The sequence below is a fragment of the Moorena sp. SIO1G6 genome, assembly GCF_010672795.1.
GTDB lineage: Bacteria > Cyanobacteriota > Cyanobacteriia > Cyanobacteriales > Coleofasciculaceae > Moorena > Moorena producens.
In genome coordinates, this window is the sequence record NZ_JAAHFZ010000033.1 from 40,695 (window position 1) to 62,039 (window position 21,345).

Here is a 21,345-nt window from a genome sequence, read left to right on the forward strand (position 1 = left end):
TCTGCTGCACTGCCCACCCTACATCAACTGACCCTCAGCACCATTGTGATTAATCGTAGGGTGGGCAGTGCCTACCAACGCGGTTTGCAAGCTTGATGATCTGTCTGCTGCACTGCCCACCCTACATCAACTGACCCTCAGCACCATTGTGATTAATCGTAGGGTGGGCAGTGCCTACCAACGCGGTTTGCAAGCTTGATGATCTGTCTGCTGCACTGCCCACCCTACATGAACTCAGTCAAACAGTGATTAATCGTAGGGTGGGCAGTGCCTACCAACGCGGTTTGCAAGCTTGATGATCTGTCTGCTGCACTGCCCACCCTACATCTTTTATTATGGGTATTCAACCGGACTTGATATCAAGTACTCAATGATGGCAAGAAACTGACTATACCAGGAAAGGCAATAATCAACACTAACACCAGCAGTTGCAACAGGATAAAGGGAATCGCACCTCGGTAAATTTCCATGGTTTTCACTTCTGGTGGAGCCACACCCCGTAAATAAAACAGAGCAAAGCCAAAGGGTGGTGTCAGAAATGAGGCTTGGAGATTGGCTCCGATGATTACACCGTACCAGACTAAATCAAGGTTAAGCTGTTGGGCGACTGGAGCAAACAGCGGTACTACAATAAAGGCAATCTCAAAAAAGTCTATAAAGAAGCCTAGTAGGAAAATAGTTAACATACTGACTATTAGGAAGCCAATGTAACCGCCGGGAAGGTTTAACAACATCGCTTCCATTACGCGATCGCCATTCAAGCCACGAAACACTAAACTAAATGCTGTTGAACCCAGCAATATAAAAATCACCATGCTGGTAATCCGCATCGTGGCATCAGAACTCTGTCGCAGGGATGCCAAATTCAACTGACCATTGACACCAGCCAATACTATTGCGCCCAGGCAACCCACCGCCCCTGCTTCCGTTGGAGTAGCAATGCCAAAAAAGATACTGCCCAATACTAATAGAATTAACAATAATGGCGGTATCATTGATTGGATTACCCGCTTTCCCAAGGCTTTGCCACTGATATTTCGGACTTCTAGGGGTAGGGCTGGTGCTGCGTCTGGCTTGAGCCATGCTACGATGACCACATGAATGGCAAACGCCCCAGCCATCATTAAACCAGGTATCACGGAACCGATAAACAGGTCTCCTACGGAAATTCCTAACTGATCTGCTAATACTACTAGGACTACACTAGGGGGGATAATCTGTCCTAATGTCCCCGATGCCACGATTACGCCAGTGGCTAGTTCCTTGTTATAACCGTAGCGCAACATAATTGGTAGGGAAATCAGTCCCATGGCTACTACTGTTGCGGCAACGACTCCAGTAGATGCGGCCAGCAACGCACCCACAATTACCACCGCTAAGGCCAATCCCCCTCGCAGCCGTCCAAACAGAATTCCCATGGTTTCCAACAGCTGCTCAGCAATGCCAGATTTTTCTAGCATGGAACCCATAAAAATAAAGTAGGGCACTGCTAGGAGAGTGTAGTTGCCCATGATCCCGAAAATCCGCTGGGGCATAGCGGTCAGGAAAATCGGGTCAAAGATACCCAAACTCACTCCCACGATGGCAAACAAAATTGCTACCCCACCTAGGGAGAAGGCTACCGGGTAGCCGATGGAAAGTAATACTAAGGCACCGCCAAACATGGCCGGACCTAACCAGTCATAACCCATGGTTTTATTCCTCCTCCTGGGGTGCCAAATATCCGGCAAAAATTGCCCAGTTTTTGATCGCTTCTGAGATTCCTTGAAGAATCAGCAACCCAAAGCTGACAATAATCATGGATTTAATTGGGTAACGGGGTAACCCTCCTGGATCTGGTGACATTTCTTGAATCGTCCAGGAATTAATAATTGCCCCCCAAGAAAAATAAATTACCATGATGCAGAAGGGAATTAAGAACAATAATGTCCCAATTAAATTAGCGATCGCTTGAGCCTTTGGCGTCAAACTCTTATAAAAAACATCCACTCGCACATGGCCATTATGCTTGAGAGTGTAAGCCGCCCCCAACAGGAATACTAAGTCAAATAAGTACCACTGAGTTTCGATAAACCCATTAGAACTCAAATTTTCTCCTATAAAACGTCCCAAGTAGCGACCAACCACATTCCACACACCAATCATGATCATCAGTGGCAAAATCCAGTAGGTTAAGCGACCGATTCTCTCGTTGAAGCTATCAATTACTCTAGAGATACGTAATAGTTGTTGCAATAGCCACACTCCTCACTTGCTAGCTATTGGAATGATATTTTATCATAGCAATTCCCCATGACCGCGCTGCATCAAGACATTGTGGCCAAGAAGAGATAAGATTGGATAAGTTCTATCAACCCAGCAGCTATTAGTGTTTGGTTCAAGGGTAGGGATGAATTACCAGACGATAGGTTTACCTAAAGATTTTCTGAAAAGCTTGCAGGCATTACCACCACAGCAACAGCAGATGGTGTTTGATTTTGTGGAGTTTCTGGCTCTTAAGTATGTTGAATCTGAGCCCAGTCAATCTCAGGCTCCTCGGATTTTAGGGTTGCTGGAAGGAGAAGGATGGATGAGTGATGATTTCAACGAACCTCTATCTGATGAATTTTGGTTCGGTGATAACGATCCATTGTCAGATCAGTCTCAGGCAGGTTAATGATGAAACTGCTATTGGATACTCATACGTTTATCTGGTGGACTGTAAGTCAAGGAAAGTTATCGGAACAGGTTAAAAGTTTACTAGCTGATAAGCAAAACGACTTGTTCTTGAGTTTGGTTAGTGTCTGGGAAATGCAAATCAAACTCCAACTTAACAAACTATCATTTAACTTTCCCCTGGCTGAGGTGTTGGAAAGACAGCAGCAGACAAATGATTTGTACTTTTTACCGATTGAGTTAGATCATATCTATGCATTAGCAAGTTTACCATTACAGCATCGCGATCCTTTTGACCGACTTCTGATCGCTCAAGCTGTTGTGGAACAGATGCCTTTGTTGAGTATAGATTCTGTTTTTGATGGTTATCCAATCCAGAGGCTATGGTAGAAAGCAGCCAATGGCGTCATATTATCCGTGCTTTAAAAATACTATTCTTATCCTCTCTAACCTAATTAAAATGTGTTTCATACTGCGCTAAGACATGATATAATCCAGTCATGAAAATAATCGCGATCGCAACACCAGGCCAAGGCGAAGTGCGATCGCAAATTAGAATCATTTTAGAATTAAGAATATAATTCTAAATTCTTAATTCTAAATTCTACATTCTCAATTCACCATTCTCTCCTCCTTCAAGCATAATCGTTCCAATAAATCCTTCGGAATAGTCTCAAAATCCTCCAACAAAAAATCCATAATCGCCAGATGGCGCAAGTGAATAGCAGTGGGAGGGTAACAGCGACGACTAGTGTTAAACCAGCCGTTAACAGTGTGAGCGGAACAAGAGCAGATCAAAGCTATATCTTCCTGGGTTAAGTCCCACTTCTGGTAAAAGCGTTGCGGTGTCATGCCCAATTGGTAGTAACTGTATAGTCGGATTAGAATTTGCTCTCGCTCTGTGATCGGATAGGGACACAAATTTTCCTGCTTCGGTTCCCTCTGTTGTCCAAGCTGCTCAAGACGCTCCATTGCTTCGTGATAATCGATGGGATAATGAATAAATCGTTCTTTTGCCATTATGATAGAGTTACCTAAACTGTAGTTTGGTAGAGAGCCGCGCTTGTGCCGGGTCAAGCAAGAAGCGCGGCTCTTTTAGCCATGATTATATTATAAATAGTGGCTATGGTTGTTGTCAAGTGGAAATTCAAAAAAATCCGGATAATTTACGAAAATTGTAATAATTAGTTACAATTAAATAGTTAGAATGGTAACTGGTTTAGCTAATAGCAACCTAAGGATAGGTTAAGACATAGTATTTTGGTTTAAAGGGAGTAGGGAGCAATAAAAAAAATGACCAATCGAAATAAAACCGAGTTATTTAGGGAGTTTGTTCGCTCCCTACTGACTTACCAAACTCCAATTCAGATACCCACTCCTGAAAGTAGCGAAGATAGTTCCAGTGGCGAGAGTTAGGGATGGTGTCTTTACCGTGAGCTGAGTAAAGATCGGGTTTGGGTATGCCATCCTCTCAATAAACTGCTCAGATAATTAGTTTCGTATGAAGATTCTTAAAGCTGACAAACGGCTCAATTTTCAGCGAGTACTAAACGCTCTATTCTTTGCCCAGAGTGCTTTGTAGCCTTGTTGTTACCCCTTGAGGACAAAAACAAAAGAGCTGAATTGTTACGATTTGTAATTGACTCACATAATTGCACAAAATCTGCACAGAGGATTTGCTTGAATAGTCTTGGTCCGAAAGCCGCTGCATCCCTGACTTAAAAGTTAGGGGTCAGTTTCCTTGAGTTACCTTGTGTCTCTGAGAGAGGCTACAAAATTCTTAACAACAAGGCTCAACGGAATTGAAGCTACTGGAGTAATTCAAGGCTGCTGATTGATTCATTACTCTGCCAAACAGCAGAGTAGGGCAGGCAGTCAATTACTATCCAGTTTTGGATTTATACAAGTTCAAGATGTAAGGAGAGACTTTAATGTTAGATGCATTTGCACGGGTGGTTTCCCAAGCTGATACCCGAGGTGTATATCTCACTAACGATCAATTCGATTCCCTCAAGAGCATGGTTGCTGAAAGCAATAAGCGCATGGATGTGGTCAACCGACTCACAAGCAATGCCTCTTCAATTGTAGCCAATGCTGCCCGTAGTCTGTTTGCAGAGCAGCCCCAATTGATCCAGCCTGGTGGCAATGCTTACACTGGCCGTCGCATGGCTGCTTGCTTGCGCGATATGGAGATTGTATTTCGCTATGTAACCTATGCCACCTTCGCTGGTGACGGCAGTGTTTTAGATGACCGCTGCCTTAATGGCCTGCGGGAAACCTATGTAGCACTGGGAGTTCCTGGAGGTTCTGTAGCTGAAGGTATCAATAAGATGAAGGACGCTGCGATCGCCATTGCCAATGACAGAACTGGCATTACTCCTGGTGACTGTAGCTCTCTAATGTCTGAGTTAAGTGGTTATTTTGATCGAGCTGCTGCTGCCGTTGGCTAGTTTCACCAAACCCTAGGACAGCCATCTGCTCGTTCAATTATTCAGTAGCATTCGTTTACGAAAAACTTGCAAAACTTTTTTTGAGAGGTAGATTAGAATATGAAAACTCCCCTAACTGAAGCAGTAGCTACCGCTGACTCCCAAGGCCGCTTTCTGAGCAGTGCCGAAATTCAGAGTGCCTTCGGTCGTTTTCGCCAAGCTACTGCAAGTTTGGAAGCTGCTCAAACCTTAACCAGTAAAGCTGATACTCTGGTTAATGGTGCAGCCCAAGCAGTTTACCAAAAGTTCCCCTATACCACGCAGATGCAAGGACCGAACTACGCTTCGACTCCTGAAGGGAAGGCAAAATGCGCCCGTGATATCGGTTACTACCTGCGCATGGTGACCTATTGTTTGGTGACTGGGAGTACAGGACCGATGGATGAGTACCTGATCTCAGGAATCGCCGAAATCAACCTCACGTTTGAACTTTCTCCGAGCTGGTATGTCGAAGCTCTCAAGTACATCAAGGCGAACCATGGTCTAAGTGGTGACCCTGCCGTTGAGGCAAACTCCTATCTCGATTACACAATTAACGCTCTTAGCTAGGGTTTTTCGACTTGCCCGGAACTCCAGGTGGCTGTTGATAGTCGATTAACGGTTTTCTGAAGTTCCGGGCAATGTTTTTTAGAAAAGAAATTTAGGAGACTGATATGGTAAGTCCAACAACAGCGAGCCTGTTAGGCATCGCACCTTTTGCGGATTCCCCTCGAATGGAGCTGCGCTCCTACTCTACAGAAGATGAAGTGCAAGCAGTGATTACAACTGTCTATCGACAGGTCTTTGGCAACGCTCATGTCATGGATTGCGAGCGTTTGACCAATGCAGAGTCTCGATTGCGCCAAGGTCACATTACGGTACGAGATTTTATCCGGGCACTGGCTCTGTCAGAACTATACCAGGAGAAGTTCTTAAACTCCACACCCCAAGTAAGGTTTATTGAGTTGAACTATAAGCATTTTCTGGGTCGAGCCCCTTATGATGAGTCGGAAATTGCCTATCATGTCGATCTTTTCAATCAAAAAGGCTACAGGGCGGAGATAAATTCTTACATCGACTCACAGGAATATCAAGAAAACTTTGGTAACTCGATTGTGCCGAGTTACCGTGGGTTCGAGAGCCAACAGGGTCAGAAAGTTGTGGGCTTTAGTCGCATGTTCCAGCTCTATCGCGGTTACGCCAATAGCGATCACGCCCAAGGCAATGGCAATCCCTCTCACTTAACTTATGAGCTGGCTCGTAACACCGCAACTCCTGTCCGAACCCAAACCAAGGGACAGGTAGTTATCGGCACAAATGCAGGTAGCCAAAGGCAGCTCTACCGCTTGCGAGTTTCTCAAGGGGTGACAAGAGGTGGTCCTCAAATCCGGCGCACAATTAGCGAGTATCTGGTGCCTTACGATCAGTTATCTTATACTTTGCGGCAGCTTGGCAAGCAAGGTGATCGAATAACAAGTATTACGCCAGCCTAAGGCAACTGAAATCTCACGACTATCAAGCAGTATTAAAAATTAGGAGAATAACAAGTGGCAATTACCACAGCAGCATCCTGGCTGGGAACCTCCGCTTTTAGCAATGCCAACCCCATTGAACTGCGCCCCAACTGGACTCAAGACAATGCTAAGGCTGTTATCCAGGCTGTTTACCGACAAGTACTCGGAAACGACCATCTCATGGCTTCTGAGCGTCTCACCAGTGCTGAGTCTTTACTCTGCCAAGGTTACCTGACTGTAAGGGATTTTGTGCGGGCTGTCGCCAAGTCAGAAATCTACAAGTCGAAATTCTTCTACAGCAACTTTCATCCGAGAGTAATTGAGTTGAACTTCAAGCACCTACTCGGTCGGGCTCCCTATGATGAGTCTGAAATCATCTATCATCTCGATATCTATCAAAACCAGGGGTTTGAGGCAGATATCGACTCCTACATAAACTCCCTTGAGTATGAGCAGAACTTTGGCACCTCCATCGTACCCTACTATCGAGGCTTTTCCAATCAACCGGGACAAAAAACCGTCGGCTTTACCCGCATGTTCGAGCTCTATCGTGGTTACGCCAACAGCGATCGCGCTCAGGGCAAGGGCGGTCGTCCTAGTTTAACCTATGAGCTGGCTCGCAATATGGCAAACCCCGTGCGAACCCCAAGCGGCGGACAAGCACTCACCGGCACAACTGCAAACATTCAGGGACAGTTCTATCGACTCCGAGTAACTCAAGGAGGTATCGGACGTGCCCCTCAGATCAGGCGCAGCATCAGTGAATATGTCGTGCCCTACGAACGCCTATCTCCCACCCTGCAAAAACTAAACAAGCGCGGTTGTCAAGTCATGAGTATTACCCGTGCCTGAAGTTTCTAGAACATCTAAATGTCGAGTCCTATAGGAGTAGAGTAAGTGGCAATTACAACAGCAGCATCCCGCTTAGGCACCTCTGCCTTTAGCAATAGCAACCCCATTGAACTGCGCCCCAACTGGAGCCAAGATGATGCCAAAGCCGTCATTCAAGCTGTTTACCGACAAGTACTCGGTAACGACTACATCATGGCTTATGAGCGCCTCACCGGTTTAGAATCTCTGCTCTGCAATGGCTCTCTCACGGTGCGGGAGTTTGTGCGAGCTGTAGCTAAGTCGGAGCTATACAAGTCGAAATTTCTGTACACCAGCTTCCAAACTCGGGTGATTGAGTTAAACTTCAAGCACTTGCTAGGTCGAGCTCCCTATGATGAGTCTGAGGTAATTTACCACCTTGACCTCTACCAAAACAAGGGCTTTGAAGCAGATATTGATTCCTACATCGATTCTGCTGAATACGATGAAAACTTTGGTGAGTTCATCGTGCCTTATTATCGAGGCTTCTCAACTCAAACCGGACAAAAGATTGTGGGCTTTACTCGCATGTTCCGCCTTTACCGAGGCTATGCTAATAGCGATCGCGCACAAGTTGAAGGTAAAGCGTCTCGCCTTGCTAGTGAACTTGCTCTTAATAGTGTTTCAGCAGTGGTTGGTCCCTCAGGCGGTAGTGAAGGTTGGGCGTACCGAGCCTCTGAAAAAGGTGTTACGCCCAATAAAACCTTCCGAAGTCCAGTAAGAGCAGGTCGTATCTATCGGTTGGAAGTCTCAGGAATGAACTTGCCTAGATATCCCAAAGTGCGCCGCGTTAGCAAAGAGCTTCTGGTTCCTTATGAGAAGCTATCGGATACGCTCCAGCAAATTAACAAAATGGGAGGTAAAGTCGCTAGTATAACACTTGCTTAGATAACATTTGCTCTAAAAATATAAGTTCAGGAGTTGATCTAATCTGAGGTAGCTATTAGGAGGGAACGCAAAAATGCTGGGTGAATCTTTAATTTTTGACATTTCTAATTCACCATCAGAAAGTCGTACCTTTGTCTATGAGGTAACAGGGTTGTGGCATAAGGAAGAAAACAATAAAAACAGTTACCCTTTACGCAAGAGTAGCAGTATCTTTATTCAGGTTCCCTACAGCCAAATGAATGAAGAGATGCAGCGCATTACTCGTATGGGAGGAAAAATCGTCAGCATTCGTCCGGTTATGCCAACAACATAGTAACAACACTACCAAATGTCTTGAAGTTGGGACAAGGTGCTAGGTGTTAGGGGTTAGGTATTAGGTAAGCATATGCGCTACGCGCAGGCTACGCCAACAGCCGTCAGCTGTCAGCTTAGAATAAAATTGAAAGCCTGGGGAAAAGCCTATCAGTTTTGTGACACAGGCTTTGGCTTTTGGCCACGCTGTGCGAACGACGCTGGGATGTAACTCAGATTAAACTAATGCTTACCTCTTTTACGCAAAAGCTGTTCGCAAAGCGTGCGCATAGGCTGATAGCTGATAGCTGATAGCTGATAGCTGATAGCTTACGGTATTAGATATTAGGGGACTTTTAATAAGATGTTAAGTATTATGATTTAGGTTTGAGATTTTTCATACCCAAAACCTGCAACCTAACACCTAACACCTAACACCTAACACCTAACACCTAACACCTTCTCACCACAAAAATTTTCCGGCTTAAGTTGATACGGAAAAAACTTTATTGAAAACCTTAATATAAGATGCTAAAAACTCTTCAACCCTCTCTAAGAGAAAACCAGCATACTCTTATTCGCAAACTTGCAAACTGTATTGAAGACCACTGGCAACATTACTTATCTCTGTCTCCCTACACTATACCAGAGGATCTCGGTTACGTGGAGGGAAACTTAGAAGGGGAAAAACTATTGATTGAAAATCGCTGTTATCAGACCCCCCAGTTTCGCAAATTACACCTAGAGTTAGCAAAGGTAAGTCATCGCCTTGATATTCTCCACTGTGTTATGTTCCCCCACTCCAACTACAACTTGCCAATTTTCGGAGTTGATCTTGTGGTTGGAAAAAGGGTAATTAGTGCGGCTATTGTTGATCTGTCTCCCGTTAACACTGAGCGCATTTTACCGATATCCTACCGCAGTGTTTTAGCCAAACTACCCAAAATTAAGTTTTCTCAACACCGCGATTTACCCAAGTGGGGAGATATTTTTTCGGAATTTTGTCTATTTGTGCGTCCTGCCGATGCTCAAGAAGAAGCGGCTTTCTTTGAGCAAGTTAATCATTTTTTGACTCTGCATTGTCAAATTGCGACCGCCATGATGCCGATTTCTTCTCCTTACCAGGAAGCTGAAATTCTGGCAGGACAACGCTACTACTGTACTCAGCAGCAGCATAATGACAAGACTCGAAGAATCTTAGAACAGTCTTTTGGTCAGCAATGGACACAACGATATATAACTACGATGCTGTTTGATTCCCCTTGATTGGGTTTGGAGCGTCGGGAAATCTTCAACTGAAATTTCACAGGAAATGGAAGTCTTTAAGTTAACTTTTGTAAAGTTTTAATAAAGTTTGATTACTTTAGATTACAGTAAAGTAGTTAACATTAGGCGTAGTCATGCAGTCTGCTGAGAAACCTCAAAGGCTTGAATCTCTTCTAAAAGCTGGGTTCGAGCGCTCCTTTGAAGCAATTGCTATCGTTGGTGACAACGGTCAGTTCATAGAGGTGAACCCTGCTGTCTGTGATTTATTTGGTTTAGCAAGGGAGGAGTTGATTAATCACTCCATTATTAATTTTTTTAAACTAGATCTCAATTGTGAACAAGGATGGCACCTCTTTTGGGAAAGAGGGCAAGAAATTGGGGAAGTTCAACTCCTCTGCCCAAATGGGACGACACGAGCAGTGGAGTATACATCAGTTATAAACTTGTCACCTGGTAATCACTTGTTGATTTTGCGGGACATTACCAAGCGCCGACAAGCAGCAAAAGAGGAACTCCAACGCCAACATCAGCGGGTAGAGTTATTCTCTGAAGTAACTCTCAAAATTCGCCAATCTTTGCAACTCAAAGAAATTCTACAAACTGCTGTTACAGAGGTGCAAAGAATTCTTCGGGCTGATCGAGTACTGATTTACCAAGTTTTTGCCAATGGAACAGGTAAAATCATTAGCGAAGCGACCTTACCGACATATCCGGCAATTCTCGACGTTGAGTTTCCTGAAGAAGTCTTTCCTGCAGAGTACCGAGAACTCTATGGTCAAGGTCGCACCCAAGCTTACGCTGATGTTCACAGCCCTGATGCCGCTTTGGCTGAGTGCTTAGTTGAGTTTCTGGATGAATGGCATGTCAAAGCCAAACTCGTTGTGCCGATCTTACAAACCCTCAACTCCCATACAAACAGCCAAAATCGCCGAGTTAAACCCCAGAATCAACTTTGGGGTTTGCTGATTGCCCATCAGTGTCAGGCTGCTCGACCATGGAGTGAGTTTGAGGTTGAACTGATGCAACAGTTGGCAGACCAAATCGGCATTGCCCTGTCCCAAGCTCAACTGCTGGAGAATCTGGAAGAGATGGTTGCAGAACGGACAGCCGAGTTGAGGAAAGTAAACAGCAATCTGCAACAGGAAATCAATGATCGCCTTCAGGCAGAAGAAGCTTTGCGTCGTTCTGAAGAACAACTGCGCCTCATCACCAATGCACTGCCTGTTTTAATTGCCTACATTGACAAGGAACAGCGCTATCGCTTTAACAATCAAGCCTACAAAACCTGGTTGGGACTTTCCCCTTTAGAGGTGTCTGGATCTCACCTTCAGAAAGTCCATGGGAAGAAAGTCTATCAGCAGATTCGGGTGTATGTGGAGGCTGCTTTGTCAGGTCGGACAGTCACCTACGAACATGAAATGACCCTCAAAGATAGACGCACTCACTCCGTCAGCGTTACCTACATCCCTCATCTCAGCGAGGAGGAGGGTTTAGTCAAAGGTTTTTTTGCTTTAACAAGTGATATTAGCGATCGCAAAGCCATAGAACGGATGAAGGACGAGTTCATTTCAGTGGTCAGTCACGAACTCCGCACCCCTCTGGCCTCAATTCACGGTTCCCTGAAAATCTTGGCGACGGGAAAACTCGGTAAGCTCTCTGCCACAGGACAGCGAATGCTGGAAATTGCAGACGAACAAACTGATCGCCTGGTGCGCTTAGTCAATAATGTCTTAGACCTACAGCGCATTGAGTCAGGTAAGGTGAATATGGACAAAAAAGCCTGCAATGCAGCTGACTTGATCAAAAAAGCAGTCCAGGCTATGCAAACAATGGCTACTGAACATGGGGTTAAGTTGGCAACCAAGTCCACCTCTTTCTCTGTTTGGGCTGACCCCGACTATATTGTCCAAACCTTGACTAATTTACTAAGCAACGCAATTAAGTTTTCACCTGCCAATAGCACAGTTTGGCTCTCTGCAATCACAGATAACGAGGTTAATAGAACCAAAAAGCAGAAACAGCTGCGATGCTCCACAACTGCCTATGTCACATTTCAAGTCAAAGATCAGGGACAAGGCATCCCCAATAGCCAGCTCGAAAGTATCTTTGAGCGCTTCGAGCAAGTGGACTCATCTGATTCCCGTAAGAAAGGTGGAACAGGTCTGGGGCTAACCATTTGCCGCAAAATTATCCAGCAACACGGCGGGAAAATTTGGGCAGAGAGTTCCCTAGGTAAAGGCAGTACTTTTTATTTTACCCTACCAGCTTTAAAACAGCAAGAAGAAGATAACCATGAGTACTAAATGCATCTTGCTAATTGACGATGAAGAAACTATCCAGGAAGTAGTGCAAGTCGGTCTGGAACTTGAAACAGATTGGGAGGTACTAACAGCTTCTTCAGGCTTGGAAGGTATCGCTATGGCTAACACTAAACTGCCAGACGCAATCTTACTTGATGTAATGATGCCAGATATGGATGGAATCGCAACTTTTGCGAAGTTAAAAGAAAATTCTAAAACCCAGTCAATTCCCGTTATTTTTCTGACTGCCAAGACTCAGATCGCAGAGCAACACCCGTTTAAAAAAATCGGGATTGCTGGTATTATTATTAAACCCTTTAATTCTATCACTTTGGCTATTAAAATAGCAGAACTCTTGGAATGGAAGTTGTGATTCATTATTGTTGAGCGTTTGTAGTTGTACACATGAGAATATTACTAGTGGAGGATGATGAGTCTTTAATTGATTTACTCAAAAACAGCCTTGCCAAGCAAAATTATGTGATTGATGCTGTAACTGACGGTGAACAGGGATGGGCCTATGGGTCAACTTATACCTACGACCTGATTGTACTGGACTTGTTGCTACCAAAGGTTGACGGAATTAGTCTTTGTCAGCGTTTCCGCGCCAGTGGTTATCACATGCCTATCCTTTTACTAACATCATGCCATGCTAGTGTAGACAAGATTAGGGGGCTAGATGCTGGTGCCGATGACTATATCACTAAGCCTTTTGATCTTGAGGAACTAGCAGCTCGCATGCGAGCTCTATTGCGTCGAGTAAACTCAAACTCTCTGCCTGTACTGAGTTGGGGTAGCTTGCAACTAGACCCGCGCAGCTGTAAAGTAACCTACGACACTCAGTTGCTCTCATTAACCGCCAAGGAATATGGGCTACTAGAATTATTCCTGCGCCACAGCCATCATGTTTTTAGTACTGACGAAATTATAGACAATTTGTGGTCCTCGAAAGAATTTCCAGCGGACGCAACAGTTAGATCTCATCTAAGAAAGCTACGCCGGAAATTAAGAATTGCTGGTGCTCCGGAGGATCTGATTGAAACAGTACATGGACTGGGATATAGACTAAAGTTGCAGCCAGACAATGCTGATTCTAAACCTACTACTGTAATCCAAGAAGAGATTACCGCCAATAAGCACTCAAAACACCTCAAAGCGATCGCTGCAGCTTGGGAAAAGTACCGGGAAAAGAGCCGTAATCAATTGGCTATCTTAGAGCAAGTCCCTAGGGTTTTCTCAGAAGGGTCTCTAAATTATTCCCATCAAGAACAAGGGAGGTTGGCAGCTCATAGTTTAGCTGGAAACTTGGGTATTTTTGGTTTCTCAGAAGGGTCGCGCTTAGCCCGGGAACTTGAAGGGATATTGCAAGGGGATACTGATTTGGGTGCTGAACAAATCTTCCACTTTCAGGTACTTTTAACCGCTCTGCGCGATGAACTAACCCAGGAAAATATAACTAGGCAAGTGCCTCATCAGCTCTCGGAACACTCTCCTTTGTTGTTAATTATTAATGATGATTCTCAATTTACTCAACAACTGGCAGCAATAGCTAATAGCAAAGGAATTCGGAGTGTGATTGCACCGACTATCAAAGAAGCTAGAGCCTGGATATCTCAAGAGGTATCGGTCAAACAGGATAAACGGTACCAACGCCCTGATGTTGTTCTATTCAAACTTGCCTTTACTGAACCTACTCAAGCAGCAGCGAATCGAAGGGCTCTATCAGAGCATTTATCCTTAATTACGGAACTAAAAGTGCAAATACCATCATTGCCAGTTCTGCTAATTGCCGATCAGGATCATTTTACTGAACGACTGGAAGTAGCACGCCGGGGTGGGTGGTTTTTCCTCAAGCAACCAATCACCCCAGCCCAAGTGATGACAACCGTCTTACAAGCACTAGAGCGTTCCTATGCTGAAGAAAAGGTAATGATTTTGGATGACGATTTGGAGCTGCTAAAAGTCATACCATCCCTTCTCCAACCTTGGGGATTTAAGCTTACTACACTCGACGATCCTAGGCAATTCTGGGATGTTCTTCAGGCTGTAACTCCCAACTTACTAGTTCTTGATGTGGAAATGCCTCATGTAAGTGGCATTGACCTATGTCAAGTGCTGCGTACTCATCCCTATTGGTGCCGACTGCCAGTTTTGTTTCTAAGTGCCCATACAGACACCACAACCCAGAATCAAGTATTTGCTATTGGTGCTGATGATTTTGTCAGCAAACCAGTTGTGGCCACAGAATTGGCTAATCGCATTCTCAACCGCCTTCAAAGAGTGCGACTTCAGGCAGGAACTTATCCTTAGAGCGGGTCGCACCGCAAAGTTGAGGGGCTAGGGGGGCAAAATTCAGTATCAAAAAACTTGGGAGATATCCTCTTAATTCTTAATTCACCATTCTCTCCTCCTTCAAGCACAATCGCTGTCTTGATGCAATAGCGAGTGGGGGAAACCAAGGCAGTTGCTCATGGGGGGGACCCCCAAGACCGCACTGCCTCCCCAAGACCGCGCTGCATCGCTCCAATAATTCCTTCGGAATTGTCTCAAAATCCTCCAACAAAAAATCCATAATCGCCAGAGGTTGCAAGTGAATAGCAGTGGGAGGGTAACAGCGACGACTGGTGTTAAACCAGCCATTAACAGTGTGAGCGGAACAAGAGCAGATCAATGCTATATCTTCGTGAGTTACGTGCATACTAATTATTTAGTATTACCATTTAGCCAAGTGGAAATTTTTGTAATAAATGACAAATCAAAATCAAAAATAAAACTTCTTGCATGTTTAAATATATTTGACCAACATGGTTCATCGAAATATGCTTTTACAAAAGTAATTTGATTCCATAAAAATAGTATTGTAAAAATAATTTTTGCTAAGTTTCTAACGGATTCACTTGCTCCATATCCAGCAAATAAACAAAGAGTAGATATAATTAAAGATATCATATGTATTATTAATAATAATGCATGTGCTAATGAATTAGCTTTTCGCAAAAATGAAGTAAAAAATAATAGTTTTTGTATAATAAATAAACAAACCATGAAAAATATGATCAAAATAGCTTCTATGATATGGGCTGATAAAAATATCAAAATCGCTTATTTTATTTGCTCATCAACAACTCTTGTGTTTAACAAAAAGCTTGTCCCTAAAAGCAGCCCTTTAAATAAATTATTGGAAACAAGTAGATATTTATAATTATTATTTTTTCTAAAAAAGTAACTAAAAAACAAAAGTAATAGAGCATGCCATAAAAATTGAAATTGAGTATTAGCCTTAAATAGACCTAAACCAATACCTAAAACAAGTATAATAAGAGCTATAAAAAATGATATATGTAGGTTAATTACATAAAAAATCAAATTCATACTGGGTATAGATTTAGGAGAAGTGTTACGCACTGAAATAGTCTCGTTGTCACCTACTAAAGAATCATTACCGAAGCCGCCACTTGATTTACCCATGATCGTTTCTCCTGAAATTTTATAAATTGTTTAATTAGCCATCTGTAATAGCTATCGCTCAGGTAATGAACAATTATGCATAAGCAGCGAAAATTTTTCCAAGAAGTTACGGCGGTTCCCATAACCATCAGGTATACAGGATTGTTTTCCTGCTCCCCAGGGTAAGGGTAAGAATCAATAAGCCGTGGCTTATTGATAAACAAACCAGGTCAATATTAACAAATTAACTTTATTGCGAGTAAAGTTGTAGGAGATTATAGGGGTTTCGAGACTTGATCAACCGATATCCAGGGAATGCACATGATGAAGCTTCGCACCACCCATTTACCTCATTTTCATTCCATGAGAATTGGGAAAAATCTTTAAGTTCCGGTAACCCCAGTTACTTGCCTTATAAATACTGAAAATTGATTATTTCCATTTTTGGAATATATGTTGCGCTACTTTTTTAGGGTCTTTGTCGATTTCCTTTGTATTTGGGTTGAGGTCGATGTCAGGATAGAGTTTTTGCGCTTCCTGATAGACAGAAATAGCCTCCTTTATTTTCCCATTTATTGCTAGTTTTCTTCCCTGACTCACTTTAGCTTGTGCGGCTAACAAGTGCGCTACTGTTTTGGGGTCTTTATCTATTTCCTCTGTGAATGGGTTGAGGTCGATGTCAGAATTGAGTTTTTGCGCTTTTTTAAATTTTTTAACAGCATCCTTGACATTTGGATCTGTTTGTAAAAAAATAGCCTTACCTTGTCTGACCAGAAAGTCGGCTTTGGCTTTATCGTCCCAATCGGCATACTTGAGACAGGCTTCTCCTGCTTTATTATCTTCTTTATTATCTTGATTATGGTGAGGCGCAGCGAGGTCAGGATGAAATTGCAGATGATTACATCCCTCTTTTAACCAATCTTTCCAATTTCCACCCCGCCACAACCGCACAGTGCTGTCCAAACTGCCACTGAGAATCTGTTTGCCATCTGGACTAAAAGCGATCGCACTGACATAAGTAGTATGACCTTCAAAGGTATGGATAAGTTTACCGGATTCGGTGTCCCACAAGCGCACTGTGTTGTCCCTACTGCCACTGAGAATCTGTTTGCCATCTGGACTAAAAGCGATCACATTGACACGACCTATATGACCTTCTAGTTGATGGATAAGTTTACCGGATTCGGTGTCCCACAAGCGCGCTGTTCTGTCCGAACTACCACTGAGAATCTGTTTGCCATCTGGGCTAAAAGCGATCGCCTCGACACTATCTGTATGACCTTCTAGTTGATGGATAAGTTTACCGGTTTCTGTGTCCCACAAGCCCACTGTTTTGTACTTACTGCCACTGATAATCTGTTTGCCATCTGGACTAAAAGCGATCACATAGACATTATCTGTATGACCTTCTAGTTGATGGATAAGTTTACCGGTTTCTGTGTCCCACAAGCCCACTGTGTTGTCATAACTGCCACTGATAATCTGTTTGCCATCTGGGCTAAAAGCGATTGACCAGACCGAGTCTGTATGACCTTCTAGTTGATGGATAAGTTTACCGGATTCGGTGTCCCACAAGCGCGCTGTTCTGTCCCTACTGCCACTGAGAATCTGTTTGCCATCTGGGCTAAAAGCGATATTGTTGACAAAATCTGTATGACCTTCTAGTTGATGGATAAGTTTACCGGATTCGGTGTCCCACAAGCCCACTGTGTTGTCATAACTGCCACTGAGAATCTGTTTGCCATCTGGACTAAAAGCGATCGCCTCGACAGAACCAGTATGACCTTCTAGTTGATGGATAAGTTTACCGGATTCGGTGTCCCACAAGCGCGCTGTTCTGTCCCAACTGCCACTGAGAATCTGTTTGCCATCTGAACTAAAAGCGATATCCCAGACAGGACCTGTATGACCTTCTAAACGTTTCCTTTCTTGTACGTTATCTAAAGCTGATAATAAGCTAGAATTAACTTCATTAATTACTGTTGGTTTTAAGTATTTTTTCTGGGATTGACTCTTAGCTGTTATTTGAATAGCTTGGATCAATTCTTCTGTAGTCGGTTTTATTGATATGGAATACTTAATCTTGGTAGCTTCTGTGAGTAAGTCTGAGTTAATTGCCTCTTTACGAGATTGTAAGCCCAAATAATTCGATACAACCAAGCCTATAGCCATCACACCAATAAAAGCAGCAAATCCCCCAACCCTTACCCATTTATTTCTCTTGCGCTTCTGAATACTTTGTTCAATAAACTCCTTCCCCAACACAGACAGCAAACCTAATTCAAAATAATCCTCCAAATAATTCTCCGCTTCCGTCAATTTTGCCCCAGTAAACAGATAATCCGGCGATTCTACTTTCATTTTCCACTCTTCAGCCGCCGCCTCAATCTTACGGGCTATTCTCATCCCATCCCGGTTTTCACTTATCCAACTCCGCAACAGACTCCAATGACGAATCAAGGCTTCATGAGCCACATCCACCACTGCTACTGTCTTTGTTCCTTCTCCTTTACCTACCATTTCAGTGGTAACAACTAGCTTTTCATCGGCCAATTTCTGAACTACGGTATCAATAAGTTCTTCGCTGTAGCGCTGATTTACTAAATTTGGTTTAAATACTCGTCTGCGAGTATCTTCTGTCCCTTCTCCCAACTGAGTCAGTGCTAGAAAAATATGCTTAACTGCTGCTTGTTCTTCTTCAGAAAAAAGCTCATAGACCTCAGTCGCCCGTTGACGCAAAGTCCCCATCACACCACCCAATTTCACATAGGTGTTGAGCCGCAAACAGTTATCAGTGCTTTCTTCCCACAGTTGTGTCAGGGTATATTGCAGTAAGGGAAGATATCCTGGCGCATCCGCTACATCTGTCAGTATTTCTTTCACCAGTTCTGGCTCTATCTCCAAATCTACCTGTTTGGCTGGTTCTGCAATTGCCTGTTTTAACTCCTCTGGTGACATGGGCATCACAGCAATTCCATGTTCTTGAATCTGTTGTGCCAATCCGCTATAGTCCTGTTCAAGACATTTACCAAAAAAGTCTGCCCGCATTGTCAATACCAAGCAGAGTTTATCCCCGGTTTTAGGTAAAGCTCCTAATAAGCATTCAAAAAACTGCTGCCTTTCTGAGCTATCCTGACACAAGGTAAAGGCTTCTTCAAACTGATCAACTACCAGTATTAGCCGCTGGGTATCGGTCACAGCGATTAATTGTCTCAATCCTTCAGAACCCTTTTGGATCAAATCTTCGGCTTGAGCTAATTGAGTCGCCCGTTCGGTATCAGATAATCCAGAATCTACAAAGGTTAGTGCTAAGGAATTGAGGGGGTGTTCACCGGGCTGAAGGATTTTTATCTGCCAACTTTCACTCCCAGATAACCTCTGTCCCAGTTGTAACTGATACAACAATCCTGCCCTAACTACACTAGATTTCCCACTACCAGACGCTCCCAAGACAGCGAGAAAATTACCAATACGCACCTTTTCCAACAATTGATCCGTTAAGGCAGTACGACCATAGAAATACCTGGCATCTTCTTCCGTACAATCAAAATAAGCTAAACCCTTATAAGGACAGATACTTTTTGCTGATGCAGCTGACTGTTTTCTTGCTGCTGTCCACCTGCGAGTCAGATTAATCGGTTCACCAGAATTACTAAAAATAGGACGCTGGGGAAAAGCATTCCGTTGTTGAGTAAGTAAATCAACTAAGGTATAGTTAGTTACCCATCGCTCTTGGCTTGGTTCCAATCCTAGGATCAGTGCAGAGGTGAGAACACTATGATTACTACCAATTTCCTCATAGGCGAGTTCAAAGGCACGAGAAGCAGCAATGAAACACCGGTCTCTGCCTTTACCCCGGTCTCCCGGGTCTGCTTCTGCTACATTTAGCACTTCCCCGGCGTAACAGCAATCCAAAATAATAACCTGCTGCCTTACTTCACTTTCTTGTAGTAGTCGTCGCAGCCATTGTAAGGATAAACCCCAACAACCCATGTCTGGGTTTACATCACTAGTTGCCAAAAAGCCTTCTTGTATCCCCTTGCTTTTTCGTAAACCATGTCCAGAAAAATAGAGTAGCGCTGTATCTGGGGGTTTTCCATCTGATTTGAACAATTGTACTATGGCGTCTTCTAACTGAGTCAGAGTGACTTTGGTTTTTTTACCAACCCGAATGGTATTATTCTGTTTATCCTTAACCGCCGGAAGTCGGGTTACCTTAAAGTCTCCATACTTCTCTAGTAATTGGGCTACAGCTTCTGCATCCTGCCCAGGTGCCGTTAAATTATTGAGGCGTTCATAGCTGTAGGTACTAATTCCTATTACTAAGGCATTCCGACTCATAAAAACCAGCTTTCTTTAGATAAATAGGTGATTAAGAGGAATACAATTATGTTATCAGTCTTGCTGGGAAATAGTTTAGTAAATATTATATTATGACACAATTAACGCCAATTCAGCTAGAGGATGGCACAATTATTTATGTTGAAGCTACAGAAGATTTAGACATTCCTACGGTAAGCAGCCCAGATAACCAAGACGAAGAGGAAGAGGAAGAAGAAGCCCTTACCGACAAGGGCATGAGTTCTCCTGAAAGGCTACGACAGCAAATAATACAACACGCTCAAATCATTGAAGGTACAATCCGGGCTTACACTATTATTGGTTTAAATGCCTTCAAGAAAAAGCCAATACCTAACGTTAAAAAAGTTACCTTAGAATTTGGAATTGAATTAGGGGGAGAGGCGGGGATTCCTTATGTTACAAAAGGGACGGCTAAAAGTAATCTTAAGATAACAGTAGAGTGTGAGCTTCCTAAGCCAGTTGAAGATAAGACTTAGTTAAGACGAATCTAGCAATTATGTCAGCATTTAGCGCTCAACTTACGAGAAGGCTACTAAGCCCCCGTGGAAAGAAAATGTGAACTTAAACCTCCGGTAAGAACCGTTAACGGTATTAAAATAACAGTCAGCTATTTATAAACACAATTGCATCCAGTCCGCATCGATGCTGAATATCCGTACTGATTTCGTGTTAGTCAACTAATAATATTGAACAAAACGATAGCTGTATCCAGCAAGGATTTCAAACAAATCATGATTTCCAAAAGCTAGGCGAAGGCTAATTTCCTGTCTCTCCCAAAACTGCGGTAACAGGCTGAATTTTAGGCTTTAGCGGCTGATTTTCCATTCATCCAGCACTCAAACCAAAAACCCCCCTCCTAAAATCCCAACTTCTGCACCGCCCTACGCTTAACCTCCTCACCCCGTCTATCATACTTAGCGGTAGTCACAGGGGAAGCATGGCCAGCTAACTTTTGTACCGTCACAATATCAATCCCAGCATCAAGCAAATCAGAGCAAAAGGTCCTGGGAAAATCATGGGGACTAAAGGACTCGACCCCAGCCTGTTTAGCCCGCTTCTGCAAAATCAACAATACTGCCTGGGGGGTCATTTTTCTGTACTGTATCTGCCCCCCTTTGAGTATTGGGCACAACAGCGCCCCTGGTTGGTTACCTCTTGTGGTCAACCAATCATTTACAAAAGCGATGCTCTTCAGAGCCGCTCCGCGAACGCACTTTCCGGTAAATAAACCCTCCTATCCTTACCCCCCTTTAGCCTAACAGAATGTATCTTTTTGTAACTTAT

The 21,345-nt window shown here is 43.6% G+C and carries 21 protein-coding genes and 1 pseudogene; 15 read left to right on the forward strand and 7 right to left on the reverse strand.

The annotated features are described in order from the left end of the window. Positions 1-170 precede the first annotated feature (170 nt). Positions 171-296: a hypothetical protein gene (locus tag F6K63_RS24970; RefSeq protein WP_287313393.1), complete on the forward strand. Its 126-nt coding sequence runs from the start codon at positions 171-173 to the stop codon at positions 294-296. A gap of 63 nt (positions 297-359) precedes the next feature. Here the strand turns inward: F6K63_RS24970 and F6K63_RS24975 are convergent, their stop codons facing one another. Both F6K63_RS24975 and F6K63_RS24980 read right to left on the reverse strand, forming a co-directional pair. Then, the gene (locus F6K63_RS24975) at positions 360-1,691 is read right to left on the reverse strand and encodes a TRAP transporter large permease (protein WP_287313394.1); all 1,332 of its coding nucleotides are present in this window, start codon (positions 1,689-1,691) and stop codon (positions 360-362) included. Between the two features lie 4 nt (positions 1,692-1,695). Beyond that, positions 1,696-2,235, reverse strand: a complete 540-nt coding sequence (locus tag F6K63_RS24980) for a TRAP transporter small permease subunit (RefSeq protein WP_287313395.1) — start codon at positions 2,233-2,235, stop codon at positions 1,696-1,698. A 154-nt stretch (positions 2,236-2,389) separates the two neighbouring features. Between F6K63_RS24980 and F6K63_RS24985 the strand changes: the two genes are divergently transcribed. Both F6K63_RS24985 and F6K63_RS24990 read left to right on the forward strand, forming a co-directional pair. After that, positions 2,390-2,656: a DUF2281 domain-containing protein gene (locus tag F6K63_RS24985; RefSeq protein ID WP_287313396.1), complete on the forward strand. Its 267-nt coding sequence runs from the start codon at positions 2,390-2,392 to the stop codon at positions 2,654-2,656. 2 nt (positions 2,657-2,658) lie between these two features. Further along, positions 2,659-3,045 (forward strand): type II toxin-antitoxin system VapC family toxin, encoded by a 387-nt coding sequence (locus tag F6K63_RS24990; RefSeq protein ID WP_502708355.1) that lies wholly within the window; start codon positions 2,659-2,661, stop codon positions 3,043-3,045. 222 nt (positions 3,046-3,267) lie between these two features. On the opposite strand, the gene F6K63_RS24995 is transcribed toward F6K63_RS24990, so the two are convergent. Then, positions 3,268-3,675, reverse strand: a complete 408-nt coding sequence (locus F6K63_RS24995) for a hypothetical protein (protein WP_287313398.1) — start codon at positions 3,673-3,675, stop codon at positions 3,268-3,270. A 273-nt stretch (positions 3,676-3,948) separates the two neighbouring features. Between F6K63_RS24995 and F6K63_RS25000 the strand changes: the two genes are divergently transcribed. The 11 genes from F6K63_RS25000 (at position 3,949) to F6K63_RS25050 (ending at position 14,562) form a co-directional block, all read left to right on the forward strand. After that, positions 3,949-4,071, forward strand: a complete 123-nt coding sequence (locus F6K63_RS25000; RefSeq protein ID WP_287313399.1) for a hypothetical protein — start codon at positions 3,949-3,951, stop codon at positions 4,069-4,071. A 515-nt stretch (positions 4,072-4,586) separates the two neighbouring features. Beyond that, positions 4,587-5,105: a C-phycocyanin subunit beta gene (cpcB, locus tag F6K63_RS25005; protein ID WP_071103962.1), complete on the forward strand. Its 519-nt coding sequence runs from the start codon at positions 4,587-4,589 to the stop codon at positions 5,103-5,105. Between the two features lie 99 nt (positions 5,106-5,204). Continuing rightward, on the forward strand, positions 5,205-5,693 hold the full coding sequence (gene cpcA / locus F6K63_RS25010) for a C-phycocyanin subunit alpha (protein ID WP_071103963.1): 489 nt from the start codon (positions 5,205-5,207) through the stop codon (positions 5,691-5,693). A gap of 104 nt (positions 5,694-5,797) precedes the next feature. Continuing rightward, on the forward strand, positions 5,798-6,616 hold the full coding sequence (locus tag F6K63_RS25015; RefSeq protein WP_287313400.1) for a phycobilisome linker polypeptide: 819 nt from the start codon (positions 5,798-5,800) through the stop codon (positions 6,614-6,616). A gap of 54 nt (positions 6,617-6,670) precedes the next feature. Continuing rightward, positions 6,671-7,489, forward strand: coding sequence for a phycobilisome linker polypeptide (locus tag F6K63_RS25020; RefSeq protein WP_287313401.1), 819 nt, complete (start codon positions 6,671-6,673; stop codon positions 7,487-7,489). A gap of 45 nt (positions 7,490-7,534) precedes the next feature. Beyond that, positions 7,535-8,395 (forward strand): phycobilisome linker polypeptide, encoded by an 861-nt coding sequence (locus tag F6K63_RS25025; RefSeq protein WP_287313402.1) that lies wholly within the window; start codon positions 7,535-7,537, stop codon positions 8,393-8,395. A gap of 73 nt (positions 8,396-8,468) precedes the next feature. Continuing rightward, positions 8,469-8,708, forward strand: coding sequence for a rod-capping linker protein CpcD (gene cpcD, locus F6K63_RS25030; protein ID WP_287313403.1), 240 nt, complete (start codon positions 8,469-8,471; stop codon positions 8,706-8,708). 506 nt (positions 8,709-9,214) lie between these two features. Continuing rightward, on the forward strand, positions 9,215-9,952 hold the full coding sequence (locus F6K63_RS25035) for a phycocyanobilin:ferredoxin oxidoreductase (protein WP_287313404.1): 738 nt from the start codon (positions 9,215-9,217) through the stop codon (positions 9,950-9,952). Positions 9,953-10,086: 134 nt separating this feature from the next. Further along, positions 10,087-12,255 carry an ATP-binding protein gene (locus tag F6K63_RS25040; protein WP_287313405.1) on the forward strand — a complete coding sequence of 723 codons (2,169 nt, stop codon included), beginning with the start codon at positions 10,087-10,089 and terminating at the stop codon, positions 12,253-12,255. Continuing rightward, entirely contained in the window at positions 12,245-12,625 is a 381-nt protein-coding gene (locus tag F6K63_RS25045) for a response regulator (RefSeq protein WP_287313406.1), read from the forward strand. Before F6K63_RS25040 ends, F6K63_RS25045 begins: the two co-directional genes overlap by 11 nt. A gap of 32 nt (positions 12,626-12,657) precedes the next feature. Beyond that, on the forward strand, positions 12,658-14,562 hold the full coding sequence (locus F6K63_RS25050; RefSeq protein ID WP_287313407.1) for a response regulator: 1,905 nt from the start codon (positions 12,658-12,660) through the stop codon (positions 14,560-14,562). Between the two features lie 79 nt (positions 14,563-14,641). On the opposite strand, the gene F6K63_RS25055 is transcribed toward F6K63_RS25050, so the two are convergent. The 3 genes from F6K63_RS25055 to F6K63_RS25065 all read right to left on the reverse strand — a co-directional run bounded on the left by F6K63_RS25055 (position 14,642) and on the right by F6K63_RS25065 (position 20,040). Beyond that, positions 14,642-14,950: a hypothetical protein gene (locus tag F6K63_RS25055; protein WP_287313408.1), complete on the reverse strand. Its 309-nt coding sequence runs from the start codon at positions 14,948-14,950 to the stop codon at positions 14,642-14,644. 404 nt (positions 14,951-15,354) lie between these two features. Continuing rightward, positions 15,355-15,720, reverse strand: coding sequence for a hypothetical protein (locus tag F6K63_RS25060; RefSeq protein ID WP_287313409.1), 366 nt, complete (start codon positions 15,718-15,720; stop codon positions 15,355-15,357). A 411-nt stretch (positions 15,721-16,131) separates the two neighbouring features. Continuing rightward, positions 16,132-20,040, reverse strand: coding sequence for an nSTAND1 domain-containing NTPase (locus tag F6K63_RS25065; RefSeq protein WP_287313410.1), 3,909 nt, complete (start codon positions 20,038-20,040; stop codon positions 16,132-16,134). A gap of 92 nt (positions 20,041-20,132) precedes the next feature. On the opposite strand from F6K63_RS25065, the gene F6K63_RS25070 reads away from it, so the two are divergent. After that, positions 20,133-20,537, forward strand: a complete 405-nt coding sequence (locus F6K63_RS25070) for a CU044_2847 family protein (protein WP_287313411.1) — start codon at positions 20,133-20,135, stop codon at positions 20,535-20,537. 380 nt (positions 20,538-20,917) lie between these two features. On the opposite strand, the pseudogene F6K63_RS37985 reads toward F6K63_RS25070, so the two are convergent. Beyond that, positions 20,918-21,312: pseudogene (locus F6K63_RS37985) on the reverse strand (tyrosine-type recombinase/integrase); the annotation flags it as partial. Positions 21,313-21,345 lie beyond the last annotated feature (33 nt).

What these genes read in the sequence shown, in the direction of transcription:
- F6K63_RS25015 (WP_287313400.1), top strand. Translation starts at nt 5,798, where the DNA reads ATGGTAAGTCCAACAACAGCGAGCCTGTTAGGCATCGCACCTTTTGCG.
- cpcD (WP_287313403.1), top strand. Translation starts at nt 8,469, where the DNA reads ATGCTGGGTGAATCTTTAATTTTTGACATTTCTAATTCACCATCAGAA.
- F6K63_RS25040 (WP_287313405.1), top strand. Translation starts at nt 10,087, where the DNA reads ATGCAGTCTGCTGAGAAACCTCAAAGGCTTGAATCTCTTCTAAAAGCT.
- F6K63_RS24985 (WP_287313396.1), top strand. Translation starts at nt 2,390, where the DNA reads ATGAATTACCAGACGATAGGTTTACCTAAAGATTTTCTGAAAAGCTTG.
- F6K63_RS25050 (WP_287313407.1), top strand. Translation starts at nt 12,658, where the DNA reads ATGAGAATATTACTAGTGGAGGATGATGAGTCTTTAATTGATTTACTC.
- F6K63_RS24995 (WP_287313398.1), bottom strand. Translation starts at nt 3,675, where the DNA reads ATGGCAAAAGAACGATTTATTCATTATCCCATCGATTATCACGAAGCA.
- F6K63_RS25060 (WP_287313409.1), bottom strand. Translation starts at nt 15,720, where the DNA reads ATGGGTAAATCAAGTGGCGGCTTCGGTAATGATTCTTTAGTAGGTGAC.
- F6K63_RS25065 (WP_287313410.1), bottom strand. Translation starts at nt 20,040, where the DNA reads ATGAGTCGGAATGCCTTAGTAATAGGAATTAGTACCTACAGCTATGAA.
- cpcA (WP_071103963.1), top strand. Translation starts at nt 5,205, where the DNA reads ATGAAAACTCCCCTAACTGAAGCAGTAGCTACCGCTGACTCCCAAGGC.
- F6K63_RS25045 (WP_287313406.1), top strand. Translation starts at nt 12,245, where the DNA reads ATGAGTACTAAATGCATCTTGCTAATTGACGATGAAGAAACTATCCAG.
- F6K63_RS25000 (WP_287313399.1), top strand. Translation starts at nt 3,949, where the DNA reads ATGACCAATCGAAATAAAACCGAGTTATTTAGGGAGTTTGTTCGCTCC.
- F6K63_RS24975 (WP_287313394.1), bottom strand. Translation starts at nt 1,691, where the DNA reads ATGGGTTATGACTGGTTAGGTCCGGCCATGTTTGGCGGTGCCTTAGTA.
- cpcB (WP_071103962.1), top strand. Translation starts at nt 4,587, where the DNA reads ATGTTAGATGCATTTGCACGGGTGGTTTCCCAAGCTGATACCCGAGGT.
- F6K63_RS25055 (WP_287313408.1), bottom strand. Translation starts at nt 14,950, where the DNA reads ATGCACGTAACTCACGAAGATATAGCATTGATCTGCTCTTGTTCCGCT.
- F6K63_RS24990 (WP_502708355.1), top strand. Translation starts at nt 2,659, where the DNA reads ATGAAACTGCTATTGGATACTCATACGTTTATCTGGTGGACTGTAAGT.
- F6K63_RS25035 (WP_287313404.1), top strand. Translation starts at nt 9,215, where the DNA reads ATGCTAAAAACTCTTCAACCCTCTCTAAGAGAAAACCAGCATACTCTT.
- F6K63_RS25070 (WP_287313411.1), top strand. Translation starts at nt 20,133, where the DNA reads ATGACACAATTAACGCCAATTCAGCTAGAGGATGGCACAATTATTTAT.